This is a genomic window from Flavobacterium sp. JLP, assembly GCF_015350755.1.
In the GTDB taxonomy this organism is placed as follows: Bacteria; Bacteroidota; Bacteroidia; order Flavobacteriales; family Flavobacteriaceae; genus Flavobacterium.
On sequence record NZ_JADKPS010000001.1, the window covers coordinates 216,933 to 236,823 of the forward strand.

The 19,891-nt window shown below is 32.6% G+C and carries 16 protein-coding genes; 7 read left to right on the forward strand and 9 right to left on the reverse strand.

The genetic code is table 11. The annotated features are described in order from the left end of the window. Positions 1 to 13: 13 nt before the first annotated feature. Positions 14 to 781 carry a sulfite exporter TauE/SafE family protein gene (locus IRZ83_RS00990; RefSeq protein ID WP_194566188.1) on the reverse strand — a complete coding sequence of 256 codons (768 nt, stop codon included), beginning with the start codon at positions 779 to 781 and terminating at the stop codon, positions 14 to 16. Positions 782 to 906: 125 nt separating this feature from the next. Here IRZ83_RS00990 and IRZ83_RS00995 point away from each other — a divergent pair, with 125 nt between their 5' ends. Next, the gene (locus tag IRZ83_RS00995; RefSeq protein WP_194566189.1) at positions 907 to 1,428 is read left to right on the forward strand and encodes a hypothetical protein; all 522 of its coding nucleotides are present in this window, start codon (positions 907 to 909) and stop codon (positions 1,426 to 1,428) included. An 84-nt stretch (positions 1,429 to 1,512) separates the two neighbouring features. Here the strand turns inward: IRZ83_RS00995 and IRZ83_RS01000 are convergent, their stop codons facing one another. Further along, positions 1,513 to 2,412 carry a patatin family protein gene (locus tag IRZ83_RS01000; protein ID WP_029270135.1) on the reverse strand — a complete coding sequence of 300 codons (900 nt, stop codon included), beginning with the start codon at positions 2,410 to 2,412 and terminating at the stop codon, positions 1,513 to 1,515. Between the two features lie 110 nt (positions 2,413 to 2,522). Continuing rightward, positions 2,523 to 4,583 carry a M1 family metallopeptidase gene (locus tag IRZ83_RS01005; RefSeq protein ID WP_194566190.1) on the reverse strand — a complete coding sequence of 687 codons (2,061 nt, stop codon included), beginning with the start codon at positions 4,581 to 4,583 and terminating at the stop codon, positions 2,523 to 2,525. 95 nt (positions 4,584 to 4,678) lie between these two features. Here IRZ83_RS01005 and IRZ83_RS01010 point away from each other — a divergent pair, with 95 nt between their 5' ends. Continuing rightward, positions 4,679 to 5,422, forward strand: coding sequence for a diphthine--ammonia ligase (locus IRZ83_RS01010; RefSeq protein ID WP_194566191.1), 744 nt, complete (start codon positions 4,679 to 4,681; stop codon positions 5,420 to 5,422). Positions 5,423 to 5,486: 64 nt separating this feature from the next. On the opposite strand, the gene IRZ83_RS01015 is transcribed toward IRZ83_RS01010, so the two are convergent. From IRZ83_RS01015 to IRZ83_RS01025, 3 genes are all read right to left on the reverse strand, one after another. Further along, on the reverse strand, positions 5,487 to 6,026 hold the full coding sequence (locus tag IRZ83_RS01015; protein ID WP_194566193.1) for a DUF1697 domain-containing protein: 540 nt from the start codon (positions 6,024 to 6,026) through the stop codon (positions 5,487 to 5,489). Positions 6,027 to 6,094: 68 nt separating this feature from the next. Beyond that, positions 6,095 to 6,508, reverse strand: a complete 414-nt coding sequence (locus IRZ83_RS01020; protein WP_194566195.1) for a hypothetical protein — start codon at positions 6,506 to 6,508, stop codon at positions 6,095 to 6,097. A gap of 136 nt (positions 6,509 to 6,644) precedes the next feature. Beyond that, positions 6,645 to 7,925: a phosphatidylserine decarboxylase family protein gene (locus IRZ83_RS01025; protein WP_194566197.1), complete on the reverse strand. Its 1,281-nt coding sequence runs from the start codon at positions 7,923 to 7,925 to the stop codon at positions 6,645 to 6,647. Between the two features lie 371 nt (positions 7,926 to 8,296). Between IRZ83_RS01025 and recG the strand changes: the two genes are divergently transcribed. Next, the gene (gene recG / locus IRZ83_RS01030) at positions 8,297 to 10,405 is read left to right on the forward strand and encodes an ATP-dependent DNA helicase RecG (RefSeq protein WP_194566199.1); all 2,109 of its coding nucleotides are present in this window, start codon (positions 8,297 to 8,299) and stop codon (positions 10,403 to 10,405) included. 230 nt (positions 10,406 to 10,635) lie between these two features. Here recG and IRZ83_RS01035 read toward each other — a convergent pair whose 3' ends face one another. The 3 genes from IRZ83_RS01035 to IRZ83_RS01045 form a co-directional block, all read right to left on the reverse strand. Next, a complete protein-coding gene (locus IRZ83_RS01035; protein WP_029270120.1) occupies positions 10,636 to 11,238 on the reverse strand; it encodes a PAS domain-containing protein in 603 nt (200 codons plus the stop codon). Positions 11,239 to 11,323: 85 nt separating this feature from the next. Continuing rightward, positions 11,324 to 12,184, reverse strand: coding sequence for a hypothetical protein (locus IRZ83_RS01040; RefSeq protein WP_029270118.1), 861 nt, complete (start codon positions 12,182 to 12,184; stop codon positions 11,324 to 11,326). 29 nt (positions 12,185 to 12,213) lie between these two features. After that, positions 12,214 to 12,810, reverse strand: coding sequence for a TlpA family protein disulfide reductase (locus tag IRZ83_RS01045; RefSeq protein WP_194566201.1), 597 nt, complete (start codon positions 12,808 to 12,810; stop codon positions 12,214 to 12,216). A gap of 542 nt (positions 12,811 to 13,352) precedes the next feature. Here IRZ83_RS01045 and IRZ83_RS01050 point away from each other — a divergent pair. The 4 genes from IRZ83_RS01050 (at position 13,353) to IRZ83_RS01065 (ending at position 19,857) form a co-directional block, all read left to right on the forward strand. Further along, on the forward strand, positions 13,353 to 14,414 hold the full coding sequence (locus IRZ83_RS01050; protein WP_029270114.1) for an efflux RND transporter periplasmic adaptor subunit: 1,062 nt from the start codon (positions 13,353 to 13,355) through the stop codon (positions 14,412 to 14,414). Positions 14,415 to 14,493: 79 nt separating this feature from the next. Continuing rightward, positions 14,494 to 17,589: an efflux RND transporter permease subunit gene (locus IRZ83_RS01055; protein ID WP_029270112.1), complete on the forward strand. Its 3,096-nt coding sequence runs from the start codon at positions 14,494 to 14,496 to the stop codon at positions 17,587 to 17,589. A 65-nt stretch (positions 17,590 to 17,654) separates the two neighbouring features. Then, positions 17,655 to 18,965 (forward strand): TolC family protein, encoded by a 1,311-nt coding sequence (locus tag IRZ83_RS01060; RefSeq protein WP_194566203.1) that lies wholly within the window; start codon positions 17,655 to 17,657, stop codon positions 18,963 to 18,965. A gap of 28 nt (positions 18,966 to 18,993) precedes the next feature. Next, the gene (locus IRZ83_RS01065; protein ID WP_029270109.1) at positions 18,994 to 19,857 is read left to right on the forward strand and encodes a bestrophin family protein; all 864 of its coding nucleotides are present in this window, start codon (positions 18,994 to 18,996) and stop codon (positions 19,855 to 19,857) included. Positions 19,858 to 19,891: the final 34 nt, after the last annotated feature.

Sequence of the window (19,891 nt, forward strand, 5' to 3'; positions counted from 1 at the left end):
AGAACCTTCAATTCTACTTAAAAAACACATCATAAGCAAATCGAATCAATGTTCCGATTACCACAACCAAAAAGAAAATTCGAATAAAACCATTTCCTTTATTGATCGCTAATTTTGCGCCAAGCCAGCCTCCCAGTCCGTTGCTTACTGCCATCGGAATTGCGATTGCCCAAATTATTTTTCCTTTAATCATAAAAAGGCAAATCGAACCAAAATTCGTTGCCAGATTTACCATTTTCGCATTTGCAGAAGCGTGCAAAAAATCAAATCCTAAAAGTGCAATAAAAGCAACTACAAAAAAACTACCGGTTCCGGGACCAATAAATCCGTCATAAAAACCAACAATAATACTGATGACAACAGCATAAATTATCTGTGTTGTAGGCGAATGATCTTTAGCAACATGCTGACCAAAGTTTTTCTTTGCGTAGGTATAAATAAACAATAATGACAAAACAACAAGTAAAAGCGGTTTCATAAAATCATTGCTTACTATTGTTAAAATAGTAGAACCCAAAAATGCAGATGGAACTGCTAAGCACATCATAATCAAAAGCAATTTCCATTGAATTACTACTTTTTTCAAATATTGAAAAGCAGCAAAAGCTGTTCCGGTAAAAGCTGGAATTTTTAAGCTCCCAATAACTGTTGAAACTGGTAAATTAGGCAACAAAATTAATCCCATTGGAGTCTGGATCAAGCCTCCGCCACCAACAATTGCATCAATAAATCCTGCAGCAAAAGCTGCTAAACAAAGTAAAATTATAATATATGATTCCATTAAAATTGGGTTTCTGGAGATTTTGACAACTCCGTACAAAAGTAGCCTTCCATTTTATTTATTACAATAAAATTTAAAGTGGATTTCTCATCAAAAAGTATATTTTTGTTGAAAAATTGAACCAAATGGATTTTACAAGAATTATAGAATTAGCAAGTTATACTTTACCAGCCATAGTTACTGGATTTGTAGCGTACAGTTTTTTTGAATTGCACATTAAAAACAATGATAAGAAACGTACTTTTTTATTGAGCAGAGAATATCAGAAACAATCTTTGCCAATACGTTTACAGGCTTATGAACGTATGACTTTATATTTAGAGCGCATTAATTTGACTAAATTATTAATTAGAATTTCGCCTATTTCACCTGAAAAGCACGATTATGAAAACTTTGTAATCGACCAAATTGAACAGGAATTTGAACACAATTTAACACAGCAAATTTATATGTCTGATGAATGCTGGACAATCATTACAACGGCTAAAAACTCAACCATACAAATCATACGCAAAGCCGCAATGAGCGATCGCGTAGACAGCGCTGATAAATTGCGTGAAAAGATTTTAAACGATTTATTAGAGAAGCAGTCGCCAAGTAATGCTGCTTTGGCGTATATCAAAAATGAGGTTGCTGAACTTTGGTAAAAAAAAATATTTTAGAATTCAGATTTTAGATTTTAGATTTTAGATTTTGCAATTCTCAGAGCAATCTAAAATCTAAATTCTGCATTATCTATTATCACTCATAACTTCAGACTTATTCTGAGCATATTCATAACCTTGTTCCCACCATTCTTTCATTACTTCTTTATTAAAAATGAGTGCGTTGTCGGTAAGTTTTGTGGGAGTATAATATAAGTTAAGTTTTACATTCTTATTGTTTGCCATAAGTTTTCCTATAGCAATATCGTGTTTTTCGACTTGATCTAGTGCAATTCGGAACAAATCGATCATTAGCGAAAATGGATTTTTGCCAATTACCATTTTGTCCATATTCACTTCAGTTTCTAATATAATAACATCTATTTCTGTGGCACCGCGATTGATTGCTTCACGAATAGGAACCAAACTTGAAAACCCGCCATCACCGTATTCAAAATTGTCTTTTTCGACCAAACTCATAAAAGGAACGTAATTACTCGAAATCCAAGACCAATCACAAAATTCTTCGTACGTACAATCTTTTACCGATTTATATTCTGATTCATTTTTGGTAAAATTGGTTACTGTAATGACAACATCATTATTTAGTTTTTTCAATTTATTAAAATCTGAAAGCGAAAAATTATTCTTGATATATTTCTTCAATCCCTTGCTTTCTCCAAAAGTTCTTTTTCCTTTAAAAAACTGACGTATTACATTGAAGTGATTAATGGTTACAATATCAACACCGTCTTTGTTTTTAACCACAAACGGACAAATATTAAAAATACTTGCCATGGTAACATTGGTATAAACAGAGTGGATTTTTTTGATATGACCCAGGGCCAAATGCGGAATAAGCAAACTTCCTGTCGAAGTTCCTAAAAACAAATCGTATTCGTGATTTTTTTCTTCAATTAGATACTGCGCCACGCCACCGGCAAATGCTCCCTTACTTCCTCCACCAGAAATAACCAATGCTCTCATATTTATTGTAGGTTTTTGTTTTTGGATTTTTTAAAAGAAAAAAGATCTAAGAAGCAATATTAAATATTTTCTCTGATGTTAATCTTTAATCTTGCTTGTTTCTTAATCTTTTACTCTTTTAATAATCGATTCAATTGAAACTGTTCATCGGGGTTCAAATTAGGCAAAATTCTTTCAAACGAAGCACGCATTTCAGGATTTTTTAATAAAAGTCTGATTGTATCTCTTCCAAACTTCGAAAATTGCCACATGTGATGCGTAGTTGAATTGACTAAATTACTGAGAACCTGATCGTTAATAATCTTAAAAGAAATTAATTTTTCAAGAGCATTTTGTCTGGTTGGAGCTTCATATTTAGTAGAAGAAAATGCAATCAATTCTGAAATTAATGCCTCGGGATTATTACTGTAATCTGATGTTGACAAAGCTAAAGAAAGCCACATTGTACGCAGATTATAGTCATTAAAACCAATCCAGTTTTTAGATTTATCAAGATATTCAGTACGATGTTCTGGGAAGTTTTTCCAAAGCCAATATAAAGCTATTTCTTGTGTTTGATACGATTTGTCATCGAGCAAAGTTTCGTAATTCATTCTAAAATCTTCTGGAATTTTAGTTAGAGAACTTGCAACTGACTGACGAACCTGAACATTTTTTGATTGCAGAGCTATAAGTAAAAGTGCTTTTTTAGCATCATACTTTTCATTTTCAAGCTGATCAACAACAGCCTCTTTTACAGTATGATAAACATCTGATTCTAATGTTTTCTTCAAGAAATCTTCTTTTTCTGCTAAAGGCGTTTTTTTAAATTTATCTACTTCTAAACGAACTTGAACTGCTTTATTTTTGCTTAATAATGCATTTGCTGTCGGCGTATCAAAAGCGGTAGATTCCAGCCAGGTTTTCTGAAACTGAACTAAATCAAAATTAGAAACTTTTTTGATTTCATCGAAGAAATTTTCAGTGTTTACAGATTGATACGCATATTTTTTTAAATAACTTTTTATTGCTTTTTTAAAGGCTTTATCACCAATTGATTCATGCAGTACAAACAGTGCCCAAGCACCTTTTTCGTAAAAAGTCAATGAGCTTGCTTTTGCATTCAAAACCGGATTAGGATCTGTTCTAGAAGCAAATTTTATTTGTTGTGCCGTATCGTATAGTTTTGCATAAAAAAAATCGTCTCCAAAAATAGCTCTTTCTGCCAACGCAGCATAATACGTTGCAAAACCTTCCTGAAGCCAATGATGTGTACTGTTTTCGGCGGTAATTAAATCTCCAAACCAATGATGCGCTAATTCATGCGCGTCGACATTGGTATAATTACGATCTTCAAAACCAATAGAATCAACTACATAACGTGTTGCTAAAAGTGTTGAAGTTGTATTTTCCATTCCGGCATATAAAAAATCCCGAACCGGAATTTGTCTGTAGATTTTCCACGGATAATTTATGCCAATTTCTTTTTCTAAAAAGTCAAAAATTCGTTTTGAATAGCGGTAAGTGGGTTCAAAACGATTTGCATCTTTATTTTCTAAATAATATTCTAGGGGAATTTTAGATTTTGCCGTCCATTCTTTTTTATCGTATTTCCCTATCGCAAGCATTAATAAGTACGAGCTCATTGGTTTTTCCATTTCATATTGCCAATGAAATACATTTTCGTTTTCTTTCTTTTCTTTTAGAATTCCATTTGAAACTACTTGATATTGTTTATCATATGAAATTCCTAAATTAAAAATTAGTTTTTCATTCACATCATCAAAACTCGGAAACCAATTGCTGGTATATCTTCCCTGCCCCTGCGTCCAGATTTGCACTTCAGAATTTTCAATATCAACAAAATACAAAGCCTGTTTAGGCTTAACAGCATATTCAAAAGTTAAATGATTCTCTCCTTTTATAAAATTAGAAATGATCTGCAATTGTTTGCCGGTATTTATAAAAACAACATTTTTGTCATTGATCTGAACTTTAGAAAACTCCATATTTTTAGCATCAAGTTTAATAGTATCAATAGGTTTTAAAATTTCAAATTGATAATCGACAGATCCAGAAACCGATTTTTCTTTTGCATTTAACGACAGTTGTCCAGAAACCGATTTAAAATCAACAAATTGGGTTTGCTGTGCAAAAATGAAAGTTGTGAATAATAAAAAGATGTATTTCATTGAAATAAATTTTGAAGGCAAAAATTCAAAGTTACAAAGGTTTGACAAACAAATCGAATGAAATTTGTAAGTTTACAACAGAAAATTAAAACCACGTGCCAACACCAAAAAAAGCCTTATTTAACTGGAGCAGCGGAAAAGATTCAGCTCTCGCTTTGTACAAAACACTGCAAAATCCTGATTATAAAATTGAATATTTAGTAACGAGTGTCAACCAGCAGTTCCAGCGAATTTCGATGCACGGCGTTCGTGTTGAATTGTTAGAAGCGCAGGCGAAAAGTATTGGCTTGCCATTAAAAATCATGCAGATTCCGGAAATGCCCACTATGGAAGTGTACGAAGATGTTATGTTCCAAACTTTGTCTAAACTAAAAAAAGAAGGAATTATACATTCTATTTTTGGTGATATTTTTTTAGAAGATCTGCGAAAATACCGTGAAGATCAATTAGCAAAATTAGGTTTTGAAGGTGTTTTTCCGATCTGGAAAATCCCAACAAAAGAGTTGATTCAAGAATTTCTCTCGTTAGGATTTAAAACGATTGTCGTTTGCGTCAACGAACGTTATTTAGACAAAAGTTTTGTTGGCCGAATTATCGATCAGGATTTTATAAATGATTTACCCGAAAATGTTGATGTTTGTGGTGAAAATGGCGAATTTCATACTTTTACTTTTGACGGACCAATCTTTTCTAAACCAATAAATTTTGAAATTGGTGAAATCGTTTACCGCAAATACGAACGATCTAAAACGGATGATTCATCAGATAAAGCTTGCGACACAAGTGCCAGTGATGCTTTTGATTTTGGATTTTGGTATTGTGATTTAGTAACTAAATAAAAAAGTTTGCAACTAATTTCAACTAATTGATTTGTGAAAATTGATTTAATTCGTGGAAAAAAAATTACTCAGAATACATCGCTAACAAATTTGTAACTGTATTCCAATTGCGCATTGTTACTATAACGTTTAGTTTTTTCTCAATGTATTTACCTTCTAATCTAGTTTTTCCGGCTCCAACAGCATATTTAATAAAAATTCTGTTTCCGTCGATACTCGCTTCATCGGGTTTAAACTGACTGATTTTCAAATCATTTATATTTTCGCTTTTCAACGCAGTAGATACAAAAGCAACATATAATTTTTTAGTATCAATGTCTTTTTCTATTAAGTAAGGATTATTTTTAAAGCACAATTCTAAATCTTCTTTCGTAATCACAATCGTTGGAACTTCATGTCCAAAAACCTTAAAAATTTCCTGTTTAATCATAAAACCTACTTTTGAGGCATCTTCTTCGCTATCAACAAAAACATTCCCAGATTGCAAATAGGTTCTCACATTCTGAAAACCAATATTTTCTAACATTGTTTTCAAAGCTTCCATTTTCATCATATTGTGACCAGAAACGTTGATGCCGCGTAAAAGTGCTAAATGTGTTTTCATACTTAAGGTTTAAAGCAAAAAAAGTATTCAAAAATTGAATACTTTATGATTTAGCAAACTTACGTTTTTTATTTTGCTTTTTTATATTTCCCATAACGATCGCACATACCGGCATTATCGTTTAAATGTCCAAATTTATCTAAAGTTAAACTTTCTATCAATCCTCCTGTACAGCTCGAAATTATAGTACTTTGCTGTGTATATGTCAAAACAAAAACTGTAGTATTTCCATCTTTATTCACCTCAAAAGTCCCTGATGCATTTGTAGTTGTATCATAATAATTTAGCGTTTTTGTAAACGTATTATCTTTATTAAATTGATATGAAACCTGACTTGGATTTGGATCATCATTATATTTTGCCTCGACAAACTGGATCCATTTTCCATAATAATCCGTTCCAATAGGATCTGTTTCTGTTTCATTGCTTGAACACGAAACAATACTAAATAATAGTATTAAAAGAACTCCAATTTTTTTCATCTGTTATGTTTTTAAGGTTTTATCTATTTATACAGATGCTAATTTTGTTAAATGGTTGCTTTTATAATTAATAAAATAAAAAGACTCTGCCTTTTAAGCAGAGTCTTGAAATAATTTTTACAATTATCTATACCTATTATAATACAGTAGCAATTTTAGATTTTAACGGAATATTACTCGAATTCAATCCAGGTTTTTGCCCGTGCATATCAAAAGCAAGTTTTACTTGTGGTCCAAAAAACAAACAATGCGTTGATCCTCCAAAATGAAACATTCCTAATTGATCCCCTTTTTTTACATGCTGTCCCTCATAAACCGTAATATCGCAAGAAGAAACTTCGGCCATACCAACTGGCATAAAACACATTAGACCTATTTTCGGATTATCAGCTTCTATAAAAATCAAAGCTCTTGTGGCAAGCTCTGTAATATATCCTTGTGAATCATTTGGTCCTGCATCGTCATAACCTTCAGAAATGGCTTCAGCATAATAAGTCCCATCAATGGTATAGGCTTTCACAATAGTCCCACTTACCGGACTATGCCAGCGATGATAACTCAGTGCGCTTAAAAAAGCTTGATAAATAGTTCCTCCAATAAATTTTGATGTGAAAGAATCACCAGCCAGCATATGCTCAACAGAATATGGCTGTGCTTTTATCCAAAATTTGTCTCTTGCATTTACCTTTTCTGCAATTCTGTACGGAGCAGATTCGCAGGCATTTGTAATAATACTATCATCGTTTGGACTTGCCAAAGGTCGTTGTCCTGGTCTGAATTCGCGCGTAAAAAAATTATCCCAAGATGTAAATCCATGATATTCCAGCTCTGGCTGGCAGATAAATTCTTTATCAAAATTTGGCATAGCATCCATCGCATCTTTCCCGAACCATCCTTTTCTTGGGTCTTTGCTTAATACTACACAAGAATCAGCAGATTTCAAGAAAATTCCCCATTCGTTTAATATCTTTTTAAATTGTTCATTTACTTTTTTATTTAAAAATGCTGCATATCCCGCTTCCGTTCCCATTGACCAGTCTAGAATTGCATTTATAGGAAAACCAACAACACCGGTTTTATTAAACTCTGGTGCATTTGTCATAATAGTATTAAACAACTGCAGCATATGATGATAATCTCTAACTTGCTTATGGCCGCTTGGATCTTTCTTATATTTTTTCGGAACCTGACTGAACATCAAATTAAAAAACATAAAAGCTTCTGGATCATTTTCGATAAATGCTTTAAAATCTGCAATTACAGGTAATAAATCTTTCGGATTTTTGTCTGTTTCGTCAATTAAATCGTTCATCCAGTTTTGAAGAATTTTTTTGTCTGACGGAAGCCAGCTTCCAACTCTAAAAGGGGTTTCAATTGAATTTTGCGGTTTTGTTTCCGTAAATTGGGTTGTTTCCATAATAATTAAGTGTTTAATTAGATTTAAGTGTTTTTTTGGTGGTAATATTGAAAATAGGAACTTATTTTTAAGGTAAAAATCTTATAAATCAAAGATACTAATATGTAGGATAAGTACGATTTAAAAACATCAATATCTTTTAAAATCAGGTATTTATACGTATACAAACAAATTCCATTTTAAGCACTAAAAAATATTTTTAATACTTGCCTAACATTCAAAAAGAATATGACGCTTTTAAATTTCCTAATTAAAATCTATCTTCGCTTTTTAAAGAGAATACAGCTAAGAATATAGAATAAAATCTATGCTCTATTTTCATTACTCTGGTCTGAGAAGTCTAAAATCTAAAGATCTAACAATCTAAATTAATGTCTAATAATCTTCTAGAAACTCCAATCGAATACTTAAAAGGCGTTGGTCCAAGTCGTGGCCAGCTGCTTCGCAAGGAATTGGGAATTCATAAATACGGAGATTTAGTAAATTTTTTTCCGAACAGATATATTGACAGAACGCGTTATTATAAAATAAACGAACTCCAGAATACAGGAACAGAAGTTCAGATTATTGGAAAAATAATCAATATTAAAACCGTTGAATTTGCCAAAAACAAAAAGCGTTTAGTTGCGGCTTTCGTGGATGAGACAGGGCAAATTGATCTGAATTGGTTTCAAGGCCATAAATGGATTCGAGAAAGTTTGAAATTAAATGAACCGCTGGTTATTTTCGGGAAATGTTCTTTGTATGGAAGCCAGTTTAGTATGGCTCATCCGGAAATTGAGTTGCTGAGCGAGCACGAAAAAAGTCTTCGTTCTGCTATGCAGCCAGTTTATCCTTCTACAGAAACCTTAACTAATCGAGGCATTTCAAATCGGACAATCAATAAATTAATGGAACAATTGTTTATTGAAACTCAAGCTTTGTTTACTGAAACTTTTCCTCCTTATTTAATAGAGGAATTAAAACTGATTTCAAAGAAAGCGGCTTTATTCAATATACATTTCCCAAAAAGCACTGATGCTTTGGCGAAAGCCCAATTCCGATTAAAATTTGAAGAATTATTCTTTATTCAGCTGCAATTAATTACCAAAAATCTAATTCGAAAACATAAAATAAAAGGTCATCCATTTACAAAAGTGGGTGAATTTTTTAATGAATTTTATCAAAATCATTTGCCTTTTAATTTGACCAATGCACAAAAAAGAGTAATAAAAGAAATTCGTTCAGACATGGGAAGCAATGCCCAAATGAACCGATTATTACAAGGAGATGTAGGTTCTGGAAAAACTATTGTTGCCTTTATGAGCATGCTTTTGGCAATTGATAACGGTTTTCAAGCGTGTTTGATGGCACCAACTGAAATTCTGGCCAATCAGCATTTTATTGGTTTATCTGAATTAGCTCAAACTTTAAACATCAACATTAAAATATTAACCGGTTCAACCAAAACAGCTGCACGAAAAATTCTTCACGAAGAACTGGAAAATGGCAGTCTGCATATTTTAATTGGAACTCACGCTTTATTAGAAGATAAAGTTAAATTTAAGAATCTTGGATTGGCTGTGATTGATGAACAGCATCGTTTTGGCGTAGAACAGCGCTCAAAATTGTGGAAGAAAAACGAAATTCCGCCACACGTTTTAGTCATGACCGCTACTCCTATTCCGAGAACTTTGGCGATGAGTTTGTATGGCGATTTAGATATTTCTGTAATTGATGAATTGCCTCCAGGCCGAAAGCCAATTCAGACTGTTCATAGATTTGACAGTAATCGCTTGAAAGTCTGGAAATTTTTGCGCGATGAAATTGCCAAAGGAAGACAAATTTATATCGTATATCCGTTAATTCAGGAGTCTGAAAAAATGGATTTTAAAGATTTAATGGACGGTTACGAAAGCATTTCGCGCGATTTTCCGTTACCACAATATTCTATTTCAATTTTGCATGGAAAAATGAAACCGGCTGACAAAGATGCCGAAATGAAACGCTTTTCTGAAGGAAAAACCAATATTATGGTAGCCACAACTGTAATTGAAGTAGGTGTAAATGTACCGAATGCCAGTGTAATGATTATTGAAAGTGCAGAACGTTTTGGGTTATCACAGCTCCATCAGTTGCGCGGACGCGTTGGTCGTGGCGCAGAACAAAGTTATTGTATTTTAATGACGAGCCATAAATTAAGTTCTGACAGCAAAACCAGAATGGATACAATGGTGCAAACAAATGACGGTTTTGAAATTGCAGAAGTTGATCTTAAACTTCGCGGTCCTGGAGACTTAATGGGAACACAGCAAAGCGGTGTACTAAATCTTCAAATTGCCGATATTGTTCGCGATCGAGATATTTTGGGCCTAGCCAGAAATTACGCCATGAAAATATTAAAAGAAGATGCTCCGCTTGCAAAACCTGAACATGCTGTACTTAAAGCTGTTTTTATTGAATTGACTAAGAAGAAGAATATTTGGAATTATATTTCTTAGTAAGGTTCAAAGAGGCAAAGATTCATAGGTGCAAAGAAACCTGAAACCTGAAACCTGAAACTTGAAACTTGAAACCTGAAACCTGAAACAAAAAAATATACTTCACTGCATCACATAGTTTGTTATTAACTCTAAAATATTCATTTACTATTGTAAACTTGATTTTGATTTGTTGGGGTGCAAATTTTAAATTTTGAATATTCTACCGGATACAGTGAAGCATTATTAAGTTACTTTTTTGGAGGGTCTTTCTTTTCAAAAAGTCCGTTGAATAAACCTTTGCTTATTTTATTTTTATCATCTTTTCCAGTTGCTATTAGATGATCAATATATTCCATGTATGTTTTTTTTCGCTCTTCTAAAAAACCAACTAAATATTCTTCAGACGCTAGCATACCACTGGCTTCCTCTATGTGCAAAAGTTTTTTATACAACGGCTCAATAAATTTTACAATTATATCCTCTGGAACAGATTTTCGTGTTCCAAAATAACCAACGATTTCTCCATCAGAATCGGCAATAATCTTAAAATCGGTAATTACCCAATAATATCTGCCCGTTTTAGACATGTTCTTGATGATGGCATGAATATTTTTACTCGATTTAATACTATCCCACAAGAATTTAAAAATCACTTTTGGCATATCAGGATGACGTATTATGTTATGTGGCTGACCAATAAGCTCAAATTCATCATATCCAGAAACATCAATAAAATCTTCATTGGCGTATAAAATAGTTCCTTTTGTGTCTGTTTTGCTGAGTAATACTTTATTCTTATTCCAATCAACCTCTCTGTCTGATGGAGTCGGGCGGGTAATTCTGCTATCCATAATTTTGTATTTAAAATTGATATGTAATTACAATTCTGCTTGTACTTTTAAATTTTATAAAGTATTATTCTAATTAATTCTGCTTTTAATTTGTACCTCTATTACTGGTTGATTTAAAGTGGATATCATTAACTAAATCATCAATTTTTTTAGCACTTTCTCTCATCATTTCTAAATAACTTAAAAGCTTATCATTGTCTGTATGCCCTTTAGAAACATCAATTAGTTTTAATACAGAGTTTACAGGCATTTTTAAATCTAAAGTTGTTCTGTGAATAAAATCATTGTACTCTTTTGTAGCTGACATCGAGCTGTATTTTGCCGAAGCCAATTTCATATTTTCCAATTCATATTCATCAGAAATTTTAGAAATATGATTCTGACTGTGTTCTTTAAAATAGTATGCCCAATACCCATTCATAAAAAAGACAACTGCTGCAAGAATAACGTGAATTAGAAAAGTTTCTAAATCAAAATTAACCTGCGAAAAATAAATTTGTGGTCCGTTCGCATCATTGTAAACAAAATTTTGCAAGTAAGCCAAACCTCCGTGGTGCAAGACTACCAAAAGCGTAAGCGGAATTTGAAGTTTCCAGTTCTGATAAATAATTAAGATGGTACTGGCGATAAATACGGTAAAGTGCATTTCGAACAAACCATGCATCTGATAAATATACTGTGCCATAAAAACAGCCAAAACTACAGAAAGAACATACTGATAAAATTTGGAGTTTTTGAGAAAAAATTTAGCTGAATAATAAGCAAGCAAATTTAAAGTTCCTACTCCTGCTCCAATTTCCCAAGTGTCATATTTAAAAGACAATGCGATTCCGAGAAGAAAATAGGCAGCAAGAACATAATTAATAATAGTATCTGATTTTTGTGTCATTGTAGACATAAAATTGTGCAGGTAATCCTGTTCATTTAAACTAGCTTTTGTTTTCATAAATTTTAGGTAATTAGTTAGAGTTAGATTTATTTAGTGCATTTTGGTAGCGAACATCCATAAGCTCTGAGAGCTAAAGCATCAAATGAAGGGGCATTTGTTTTACTTAATAAAGAATCGATGGCTTGTTCTGCATAATTGCTTTTAGCATCGGTACAATATCTTGTTTTATTATAGTTGCCTCGATAGTATAAATTTTGAGAAGCATCAACAAGAACAGCTTGAGGCGTTGAATAAACACCACAGTTTCGCGCTATACCTTCATCAAAATATACAGGAATTTTGGCATCAAATTTTTCTTGGATTTCTTGAATTGTAAAGCTCTTTTCTTTGTTTAGCACTACAATTTTAAAGTTAATTCGATCACCGTATTTTTTAATCAATCCGCTTACATGAGGAATATTAAAGCGGGAACAAGGGCAATCTGGATTAAAAAAGTGAATAAAAATAGGTCTCTGATCAGTTGCACAGCATTTTAAATCAATTTTACTTCCCATGGCTATCTCACGGTAATTTTGTGGAACTGGTGTAGGCAAACTATATTTAAATTCGTTTTGCCAAAACAAAGTAGAAACAGCTACAATCAATAAGGCAAACCATAGCACTAAAAGTAACTTTTTTACCATAAACAGCAGAGATTTAATTTTAAAAATATAAACAGTTGTTAATTATTTTATTTTACAAAGTATAAAATTTAACTAAAAACAAATAAAAATACTACATTAATCAGCGATTTCATGTTTTAAACGTTAATTTTCCGACAAAAAGAAATCTGTTTTGTTTAACGTTATCAATGTTACAAATAAAATCGATAAACTGCAAAATAAATAAGACAAAATACAATAAAAAAAATAAAAATAGGTTTTTTCTTATTTTAAAAATAAGTAATTATACCTTTTTTATAAGTAAAAACTTATTTAAATTTAGTTTTTATAAATAATTTACCACATTTACTTATAACTTTAAATTACATAAGATCATTAAAAATTTATTTTTTTACCTCTGCATTAAACCATTGTAAACAAAAACGATCTAAATGTTAAGCCAATCAAAAAACTTGTACATACAAATGTTAAATAAACGCTAACGTATTACGTTTTCGCTTCAAAAAGTTAAATTTGTAAGCTTACTAAAACATACACCAAAAAATACATTTACCTCAAATTTTATGAAAGTAAAAAATCTTATTTACGCCCTGTTAATTATTGGCATTGGAGGATTTATCGCCTACCGAGTGGTATCTAACAAAAGTAAAAATGACGAATCTAAAAAGTCTGGCGACAAAGACAAACCAACAACTGTAACTGGAATAGTTGTTAAAACAACCACTTTTGACAATAATTTATCTTTATCAGGATCAATTGAAGCCAATGAGCAAATCGAAATTAGAAGCGAAGTTTCAGGAATTGTTGAAGGGATTTATTTTAACGAAGGAACTTATGTAAATAAGGGTCAAGTACTTTTTAAGGTCAATGATATTGAATTAAGAGCACAATTAAAACAGGCACAAACCAAAGAAGGACTAGCTGGAGAAAATGAAAGAAGAGCAAAATTACTGCTGCAAAAAGAAGCCATAAGCCAAGAAGAATTTGATGTTGCAAATGCTGATTATGCTTCAATGAAATCTCAAACTCAATTAATTAAGGCACAAATTGCAAAAACTTCTGTAAAAGCACCTTTTTCAGGAAAAATTGGTTTGCGTTCTATTTCGCCGGGAACTTATATTACGCCAACTCTTTTAGTAGCAAAATTAGTAAATACCGGAAAATTAAAAATTACATTTTCTATTCCTGAAAAATATGCTGCACAAGTAAAATCAGGATCAAACATCGATTTTTCTGTTTCAGGATCTGACAAAGTATATTCAGGCAGAATTTATGCGATTGAACCTGAAATTGAAGTGGCAACACGTACGCTAAAAATTCGTGCTATTGCAGATAATATCGATGGAAAACTTTTTCCTGGAACATTTGCTGATGTTAAATTGCCTTTAAACATTATTAAAGACGCAATTGTTGTTCCTACAGAAGCTATCGTACCTGTACAAGACGGCAAAAAGGTTTATATCGCAAATAATGGTCAAGCCAAAGAAGTTATGGTAGATGCTACAACAAGAACAGACTCTTCTATTTTGATTTTATCAGGATTAAAAGCTGGAGATACTCTGATCACAAGCGGTGTTATGTCCTTAAAAAACGAAGCTCCTATAAAAGTTCAAGTAAAAAAATAATTTAGTCTTAAAGTCTAAAGCCAAAATTGAAAATAGAGATTACAAACCTAAAAATCTGTTATCTAAAATAAAACCTCACATGAGTTTATCAACTACAAGTATAAGAAGACCCGTTTTAACCATTGTACTGAATCTTTTGATTATTTTATTCGGTTTCATTGGTTATACTTTTTTGGGTGTTCGAGAATTCCCTTCTATTGATCCGGCACAGGTTTCTATCAGAACTAATTACACTGGAGCCAATTCTGATATTATAGAATCACAAATTACTGAACCTCTCGAAAAAGCTGTAAATGCTATTGATGGAATTAGAAATATAACTTCATCAAGTAATCAAGGCAGCAGCAATATTACCATAGAATTTAACTTAGACAAAGATCTTGAAGAAGCTGCGAATGACGTTCGTGATAAGGTTTCGCAAGCTGTCCGTAGTTTACCGCAAGATATTGATGCACCTCCTGTAGTTTCTAAAGCAGATGCGGATAGTGAAGCCATTATTTCGATGACCGTTCAGAGTGACTCTAGAAGTTCTTTAGAATTAAGTGATTACGCAGAAAATGTAATTTCACAGCGTTTAGAGACGATTCCAGGAGTGAGCGGGGTACAAATTTGGGGACAAAAACGTTACGCAATGCGTTTGTGGATTGATCCTGTAAAACTAACTGCTTATGGCTGTACCGTTGCAGAAGTACGCGACGCCTTAAATGCACAAAATGTTGAATTGCCTTCTGGAAAACTAACTGGAAACAATACAGAATTAACTGTAAAAACAATTGGAAATTTATCTAAACCGGAAGAATTCAACAATATTATTATTCGTACTGACGGAGATAAAATTGTTCGTTTAAGCGATATTGGCGGTGCAGAATTAGGACCAGAAAATTTAGAGACAAAATTAAGCCAATCAGGACTTCCTTTAATTGGTTTGGCAATTGTACCGATGCCAGGTGCAAATTACTTAGATATTTCAAAAGAATTTTATAAAAAATATGATGCCTTAAAGAAAGATCTTCCTAAAGATATCAAATTAAATATCGCTCTTGATAATACTATTTTCGTGAAAAAATCGGTTCTTGAAGTTGCAGAAACTTTAGGAATTTCGATCATTCTGGTAATTATCATTATTTATTTATTTTTTAGAGACTGGGCCATTGCATTCAGGCCTTTAATTGATATTCCAGTTTCATTAATTGCTACTTTTTTTATTATGTGGCTTTTCGGATTCTCTATCAACGTTTTAACTCTTTTGGCTATTGTTTTGGCAACTGGATTAGTTGTGGATGATGGAATTGTAGTTACGGAAAACATTTTCAAAAAGGTAGAAGAAGGGATGTCGCCAATTGAAGCAGCAATAAAAGGTTCTAACGAAATTTTCTACGCTGTAATTTCGATTTCGGTAACACTTGCTGCAGTATTTTTGCCTGTAATATTCTTAGAAGGTTTCGTAGGCCGACTCTTTCGAGAATTTGGTGTAGTAATTGGCGCAGCGGTATTAATTTCTGCTTTTGTATCCTTAACTTTAACGCCAATGCTAAACGCGTATTTAATGAAAGGCGGCGAACAGAAAAAGTCAAAATTCTACGTTAAAACTGAACCATTTTTCGAAAAATTAAATAGCGGCTATGCCGATTCATTGCAGCGTTTCATAGCTAAAAAATGGCTGAGTTTTCCTATCCTAATTGTTTGTTTTGGATTGATTTATTTGTTTTTTACAATTCTGCCAAAAGAGACAGCTCCTTACGATGACCGTAGTTCTGTAACCATGCGTATGACAACTCCAGAAGGATCTTCATATGAATACACAGATCGTTTTATGCAGGAAATCTCGAAACTTATTGATGACTCCATTCCGGAGAAAAAAGTGAGTTTGGTTATTACTTCACCTGGATTTAGTTCGAATTCAGTGAATTCAGGATTGGTAAGGTTAACATTAAAAGATGTTGATGAACGAAAAAAATCGCAAAAAGATATTGCAGATAAATTAACAAAATGGACTAAAAAATATCCTAGTGCCAAAACATCTGTAACACAACAGCCTACAATTGCTGTAAACAGACGTGGAGGACTTCCTATACAATATATTATTCAGGCTCCGACTTTTGAAAAACTAAGAGAAAAAATTCCTGTTTTTATGGATGAAGTGGGTAAAAGTGATGTTTTCTCAACAACAGATGTAAACCTGAAATTTAATAAACCAGAAATTAACGTAAGTATCGATCGTGAAAAAGCAGAGAGTTTAGGTATTTCTATAATGGATATTGCCCAAACTTTACAGCTTTCGTTAAGCGGTCAGCGTTTTGGATATTTCATTAAAAACGGAAAACAATATCAGGTAATTGGCCAGTTTGATCAAAAAGATCGTTCTAAACCTCTGGATTTGACATCGATATTTGTTAAAAATAAAAGCGGACAGCTTATTCAAATGGATAATGTTGTTAAGGTTGAAGAACAAAGCAATCCGCCACAATTGTACCATAATAACCGATACATGTCGGCGACAGTATCAGCAGGTTTGGCGCCAGGGAAAAGTATCAGCGACGGTATTGAAGAAATGGACCGAATTAAATCAAAAGTTTTAGACCAAAGTTTTACAACTGATTTAAGTGGAGAATCTCGAGATTTCGTAGAGAGCAGCTCGAATACTTCATTCGCTTTTGGATTAGCTTTATTATTAATCTTTTTAATTCTGGCAGCACAGTTTGAAAGTTTTATTGACCCGTTTATTATCATTTTAACAGTACCAATGGCGGTTGCGGGAGCTTTATTTTCATTATGGCTGTTCAACCAGACTTGGAATATTTTCAGTCAGATTGGTACCGTAATGCTTATTGGTCTAGTAACGAAAAATGGTATTTTGATTGTTGAATTTGCGAATCAATTGCGAGAACAAGGCAAACCTAAACTAGAAGCTATTTTAGAAGCTTCAGAAGCACGTTTGCGTCCTATTTTAATGACAAGTTTAGCGATTGCTTTAGGAGCGCTTCCAATTGCAATGTCGCTTGGAGCAGCTTCGACAAGCAGAATCGGAATGGGAGTTGTAATTGTAGGGGGAACAATTTTCTCTTTGGCTTTGACACTTTTTGTAATTCCGGCGATTTATTTAATGTGGTCTAAAGCTAGAAAACATTATCCTGAATTCGACCATATTGAAGAATACGAAAAAGAAAGTAAATAATTTATTGGTCACAAATTCACGAGTTAATCATAACATTCGTGAATCTGTGGCAAAAGAAAATCCATATGAATACTAAAATTGTATACCGCATTTTAATATTATTCTTCCTTTGCATTACAAAAATAAATGCTCAGGAAGTTTTGACTATTGAAGATGCTATGAAAATAGCTTTAGAGAATAATTTTGAGATTAAGATCGCCAAAAACAATTCTAAAATAAGCGAAACAAATGTTACCATTGGAAATGCTGGAATGCTGCCAAGTGCAGCAGCTTCAATTACAGATAATAACAGCGTTACAAACTCATCTCAAACACGTCAGGACGGCACTTCTACTTCTTTGGACAATGCCAAAAACAATAGTTTAAATTATGGGGTCAGTTTAGGCTGGACCGTTTTTGACGGAATGAAAATGTTTGCTAGATTAGACCAATTAAAAGAACTTCAAAGATTGGGCGATGCTGAATTAAAAAGAACGATTTTAGTTAAAATCGGGCAAGTAAATTCAGCTTACTACGACTTAGTACAGCAACAGCATCAACTGTCAGCTTTAGATACTACGATCGTAATTTCGAAGCAAAGATTAACATTGGCACAAAACCGTTTCAGTATTGGAAAAGCTTCAAAATTAGAAGTCTTAAATGCGCAAGTTGACTTAAACTCTGATCAAGTTGCCTTATTGAGACAAAAAGAATCCTATGCAAATGCTAAAATTTTATTGAATCAATATTTAGCGCGTGATCCGAAAATAGATTTCAAAGTAACTGATTTGGTGACTGTCGACAATACTCTTGTTTTAGCAGACTTAATCAATTTGGCACAAAAACAAAATCCAGCATTAGAATCTCAAATAATAAACAAACGAATTGCAGAATTGCAGCTTAAACAAATAAAAGCAGACCGCTACCCGATCGTTAATTTGACTTCAGGCTATAATTTTGCTGAAAATCAATCAAGTTTAGGTTTTACAAGCCAATCTTCATCAAAAGGTTTCAATTATGGCTTTAATGCCACATTAAATATATTCGACGGTTTTAATCAGCATCGAAATGAAAAAGTAGCAAAAATTCAAATCGAAAATTCTCAGATTGCTATAGAACAGCAAAATATGATTTTGAATACCCAATTAAGCACCGCTTTTCAAACGTACTTAACAAATTTAGAGTTAATTGATTTAGAAGAAGATAACGAAGCGATTGCAAAACAAAACTTAGACATTACATTAGATAAATTCAGAATCGGAACAATTACAACTCTTGATTTCAGAACAGCTCAATTAAATTATGTAAATGCAAAAGTGCGTTACAGCAATGCTCAATATGAGGCTAAATTATCTGAAATTGCTTTGAAAGAATTAGCTGGAAATATTAATTTTTAAATTAAATTTGTTATTAAAAACAAATTAAATGATCGCATACAATACCAAAGAATGGTTTAGTTTTATATTCCATTTTCATAAATCTGATACCGTTCGACAATTATTTCCTATAATGATTGCGATTGGGATTTACTCTGGACTTGTGGGCTATTTTGAAGTAATATATTTGGGTATAGATGAAAATCATTACATCAAAAATATTCCTTTAATGCACGGAATATTAGGTTTTGTAATTTCTCTTTTACTGGTTTTTAGAACCAATACTGCTTATGACCGTTGGTGGGAAGCTCGAAAATTATGGGGTGCTTTAGTCAACAACAGCCGTAATTTTGCTATAAAACTTTCGGCTATGCTAAAAGATGAAAATGATCGAAAGTTTTTTAGAAAGTTTATTCCTGCGTATGCTTCAATTTTATATAAACATCTAAACAATTCTGAAACGGCAAAACAACTTTTTGAAGATGTCGATTTAGAACTTGACCATCATAAGCACAAACCGAATCAGGTAAAAAAAATGATGTCGCATAAAATCAATGATTTGTACGAATCCAAAAAAATAACAGGCGACCAGCTTATCATCTTAAATGCTGAATTGGTCGCTTTTACAGATATCTGCGGCGCGTGTGAGCGAATAAAGAATACGCCTATTCCCTACTCTTATAGTGCTTTTATCAAAAAATTCATTTTCTTTTACATCATGACTTTGCCTTTTGGATATTCTTTAAGCTTAGGTTATTATGTTGTTCCGGTTGTTGTTTTTATCTTCTATGTTCTAGCTAGTTTAGAATTGATTGCTGAAGAGATTGAAGATCCTTTTGGCGATGATGAAAACGATCTTCCGATCAAAAAAATCTCAGAAAACATTAAAAAACATGTTGAAGAATTGATTTAATATTCTTTTATCGTGAGCTTTATAAATTATTACA

What these genes read in the sequence shown, in the direction of transcription:
- IRZ83_RS00990 (WP_194566188.1), bottom strand. Translation starts at nt 781, where the DNA reads ATGGAATCATATATTATAATTTTACTTTGTTTAGCAGCTTTTGCTGCA.
- IRZ83_RS01055 (WP_029270112.1), top strand. Translation starts at nt 14,494, where the DNA reads ATGAGTTTATCAACTACAAGTATAAGAAGACCCGTTTTAACCATTGTA.
- IRZ83_RS01025 (WP_194566197.1), bottom strand. Translation starts at nt 7,925, where the DNA reads ATGGAAACAACCCAATTTACGGAAACAAAACCGCAAAATTCAATTGAA.
- IRZ83_RS01060 (WP_194566203.1), top strand. Translation starts at nt 17,655, where the DNA reads ATGAATACTAAAATTGTATACCGCATTTTAATATTATTCTTCCTTTGC.
- IRZ83_RS01020 (WP_194566195.1), bottom strand. Translation starts at nt 6,508, where the DNA reads ATGAAAAAAATTGGAGTTCTTTTAATACTATTATTTAGTATTGTTTCG.
- IRZ83_RS01065 (WP_029270109.1), top strand. Translation starts at nt 18,994, where the DNA reads ATGATCGCATACAATACCAAAGAATGGTTTAGTTTTATATTCCATTTT.
- IRZ83_RS01050 (WP_029270114.1), top strand. Translation starts at nt 13,353, where the DNA reads ATGAAAGTAAAAAATCTTATTTACGCCCTGTTAATTATTGGCATTGGA.
- recG (WP_194566199.1), top strand. Translation starts at nt 8,297, where the DNA reads ATGTCTAATAATCTTCTAGAAACTCCAATCGAATACTTAAAAGGCGTT.
- IRZ83_RS01005 (WP_194566190.1), bottom strand. Translation starts at nt 4,583, where the DNA reads ATGAAATACATCTTTTTATTATTCACAACTTTCATTTTTGCACAGCAA.
- IRZ83_RS01040 (WP_029270118.1), bottom strand. Translation starts at nt 12,184, where the DNA reads ATGAAAACAAAAGCTAGTTTAAATGAACAGGATTACCTGCACAATTTT.
- IRZ83_RS00995 (WP_194566189.1), top strand. Translation starts at nt 907, where the DNA reads ATGGATTTTACAAGAATTATAGAATTAGCAAGTTATACTTTACCAGCC.
- IRZ83_RS01035 (WP_029270120.1), bottom strand. Translation starts at nt 11,238, where the DNA reads ATGGATAGCAGAATTACCCGCCCGACTCCATCAGACAGAGAGGTTGAT.
- IRZ83_RS01045 (WP_194566201.1), bottom strand. Translation starts at nt 12,810, where the DNA reads ATGGTAAAAAAGTTACTTTTAGTGCTATGGTTTGCCTTATTGATTGTA.
- IRZ83_RS01015 (WP_194566193.1), bottom strand. Translation starts at nt 6,026, where the DNA reads ATGAAAACACATTTAGCACTTTTACGCGGCATCAACGTTTCTGGTCAC.
- IRZ83_RS01000 (WP_029270135.1), bottom strand. Translation starts at nt 2,412, where the DNA reads ATGAGAGCATTGGTTATTTCTGGTGGAGGAAGTAAGGGAGCATTTGCC.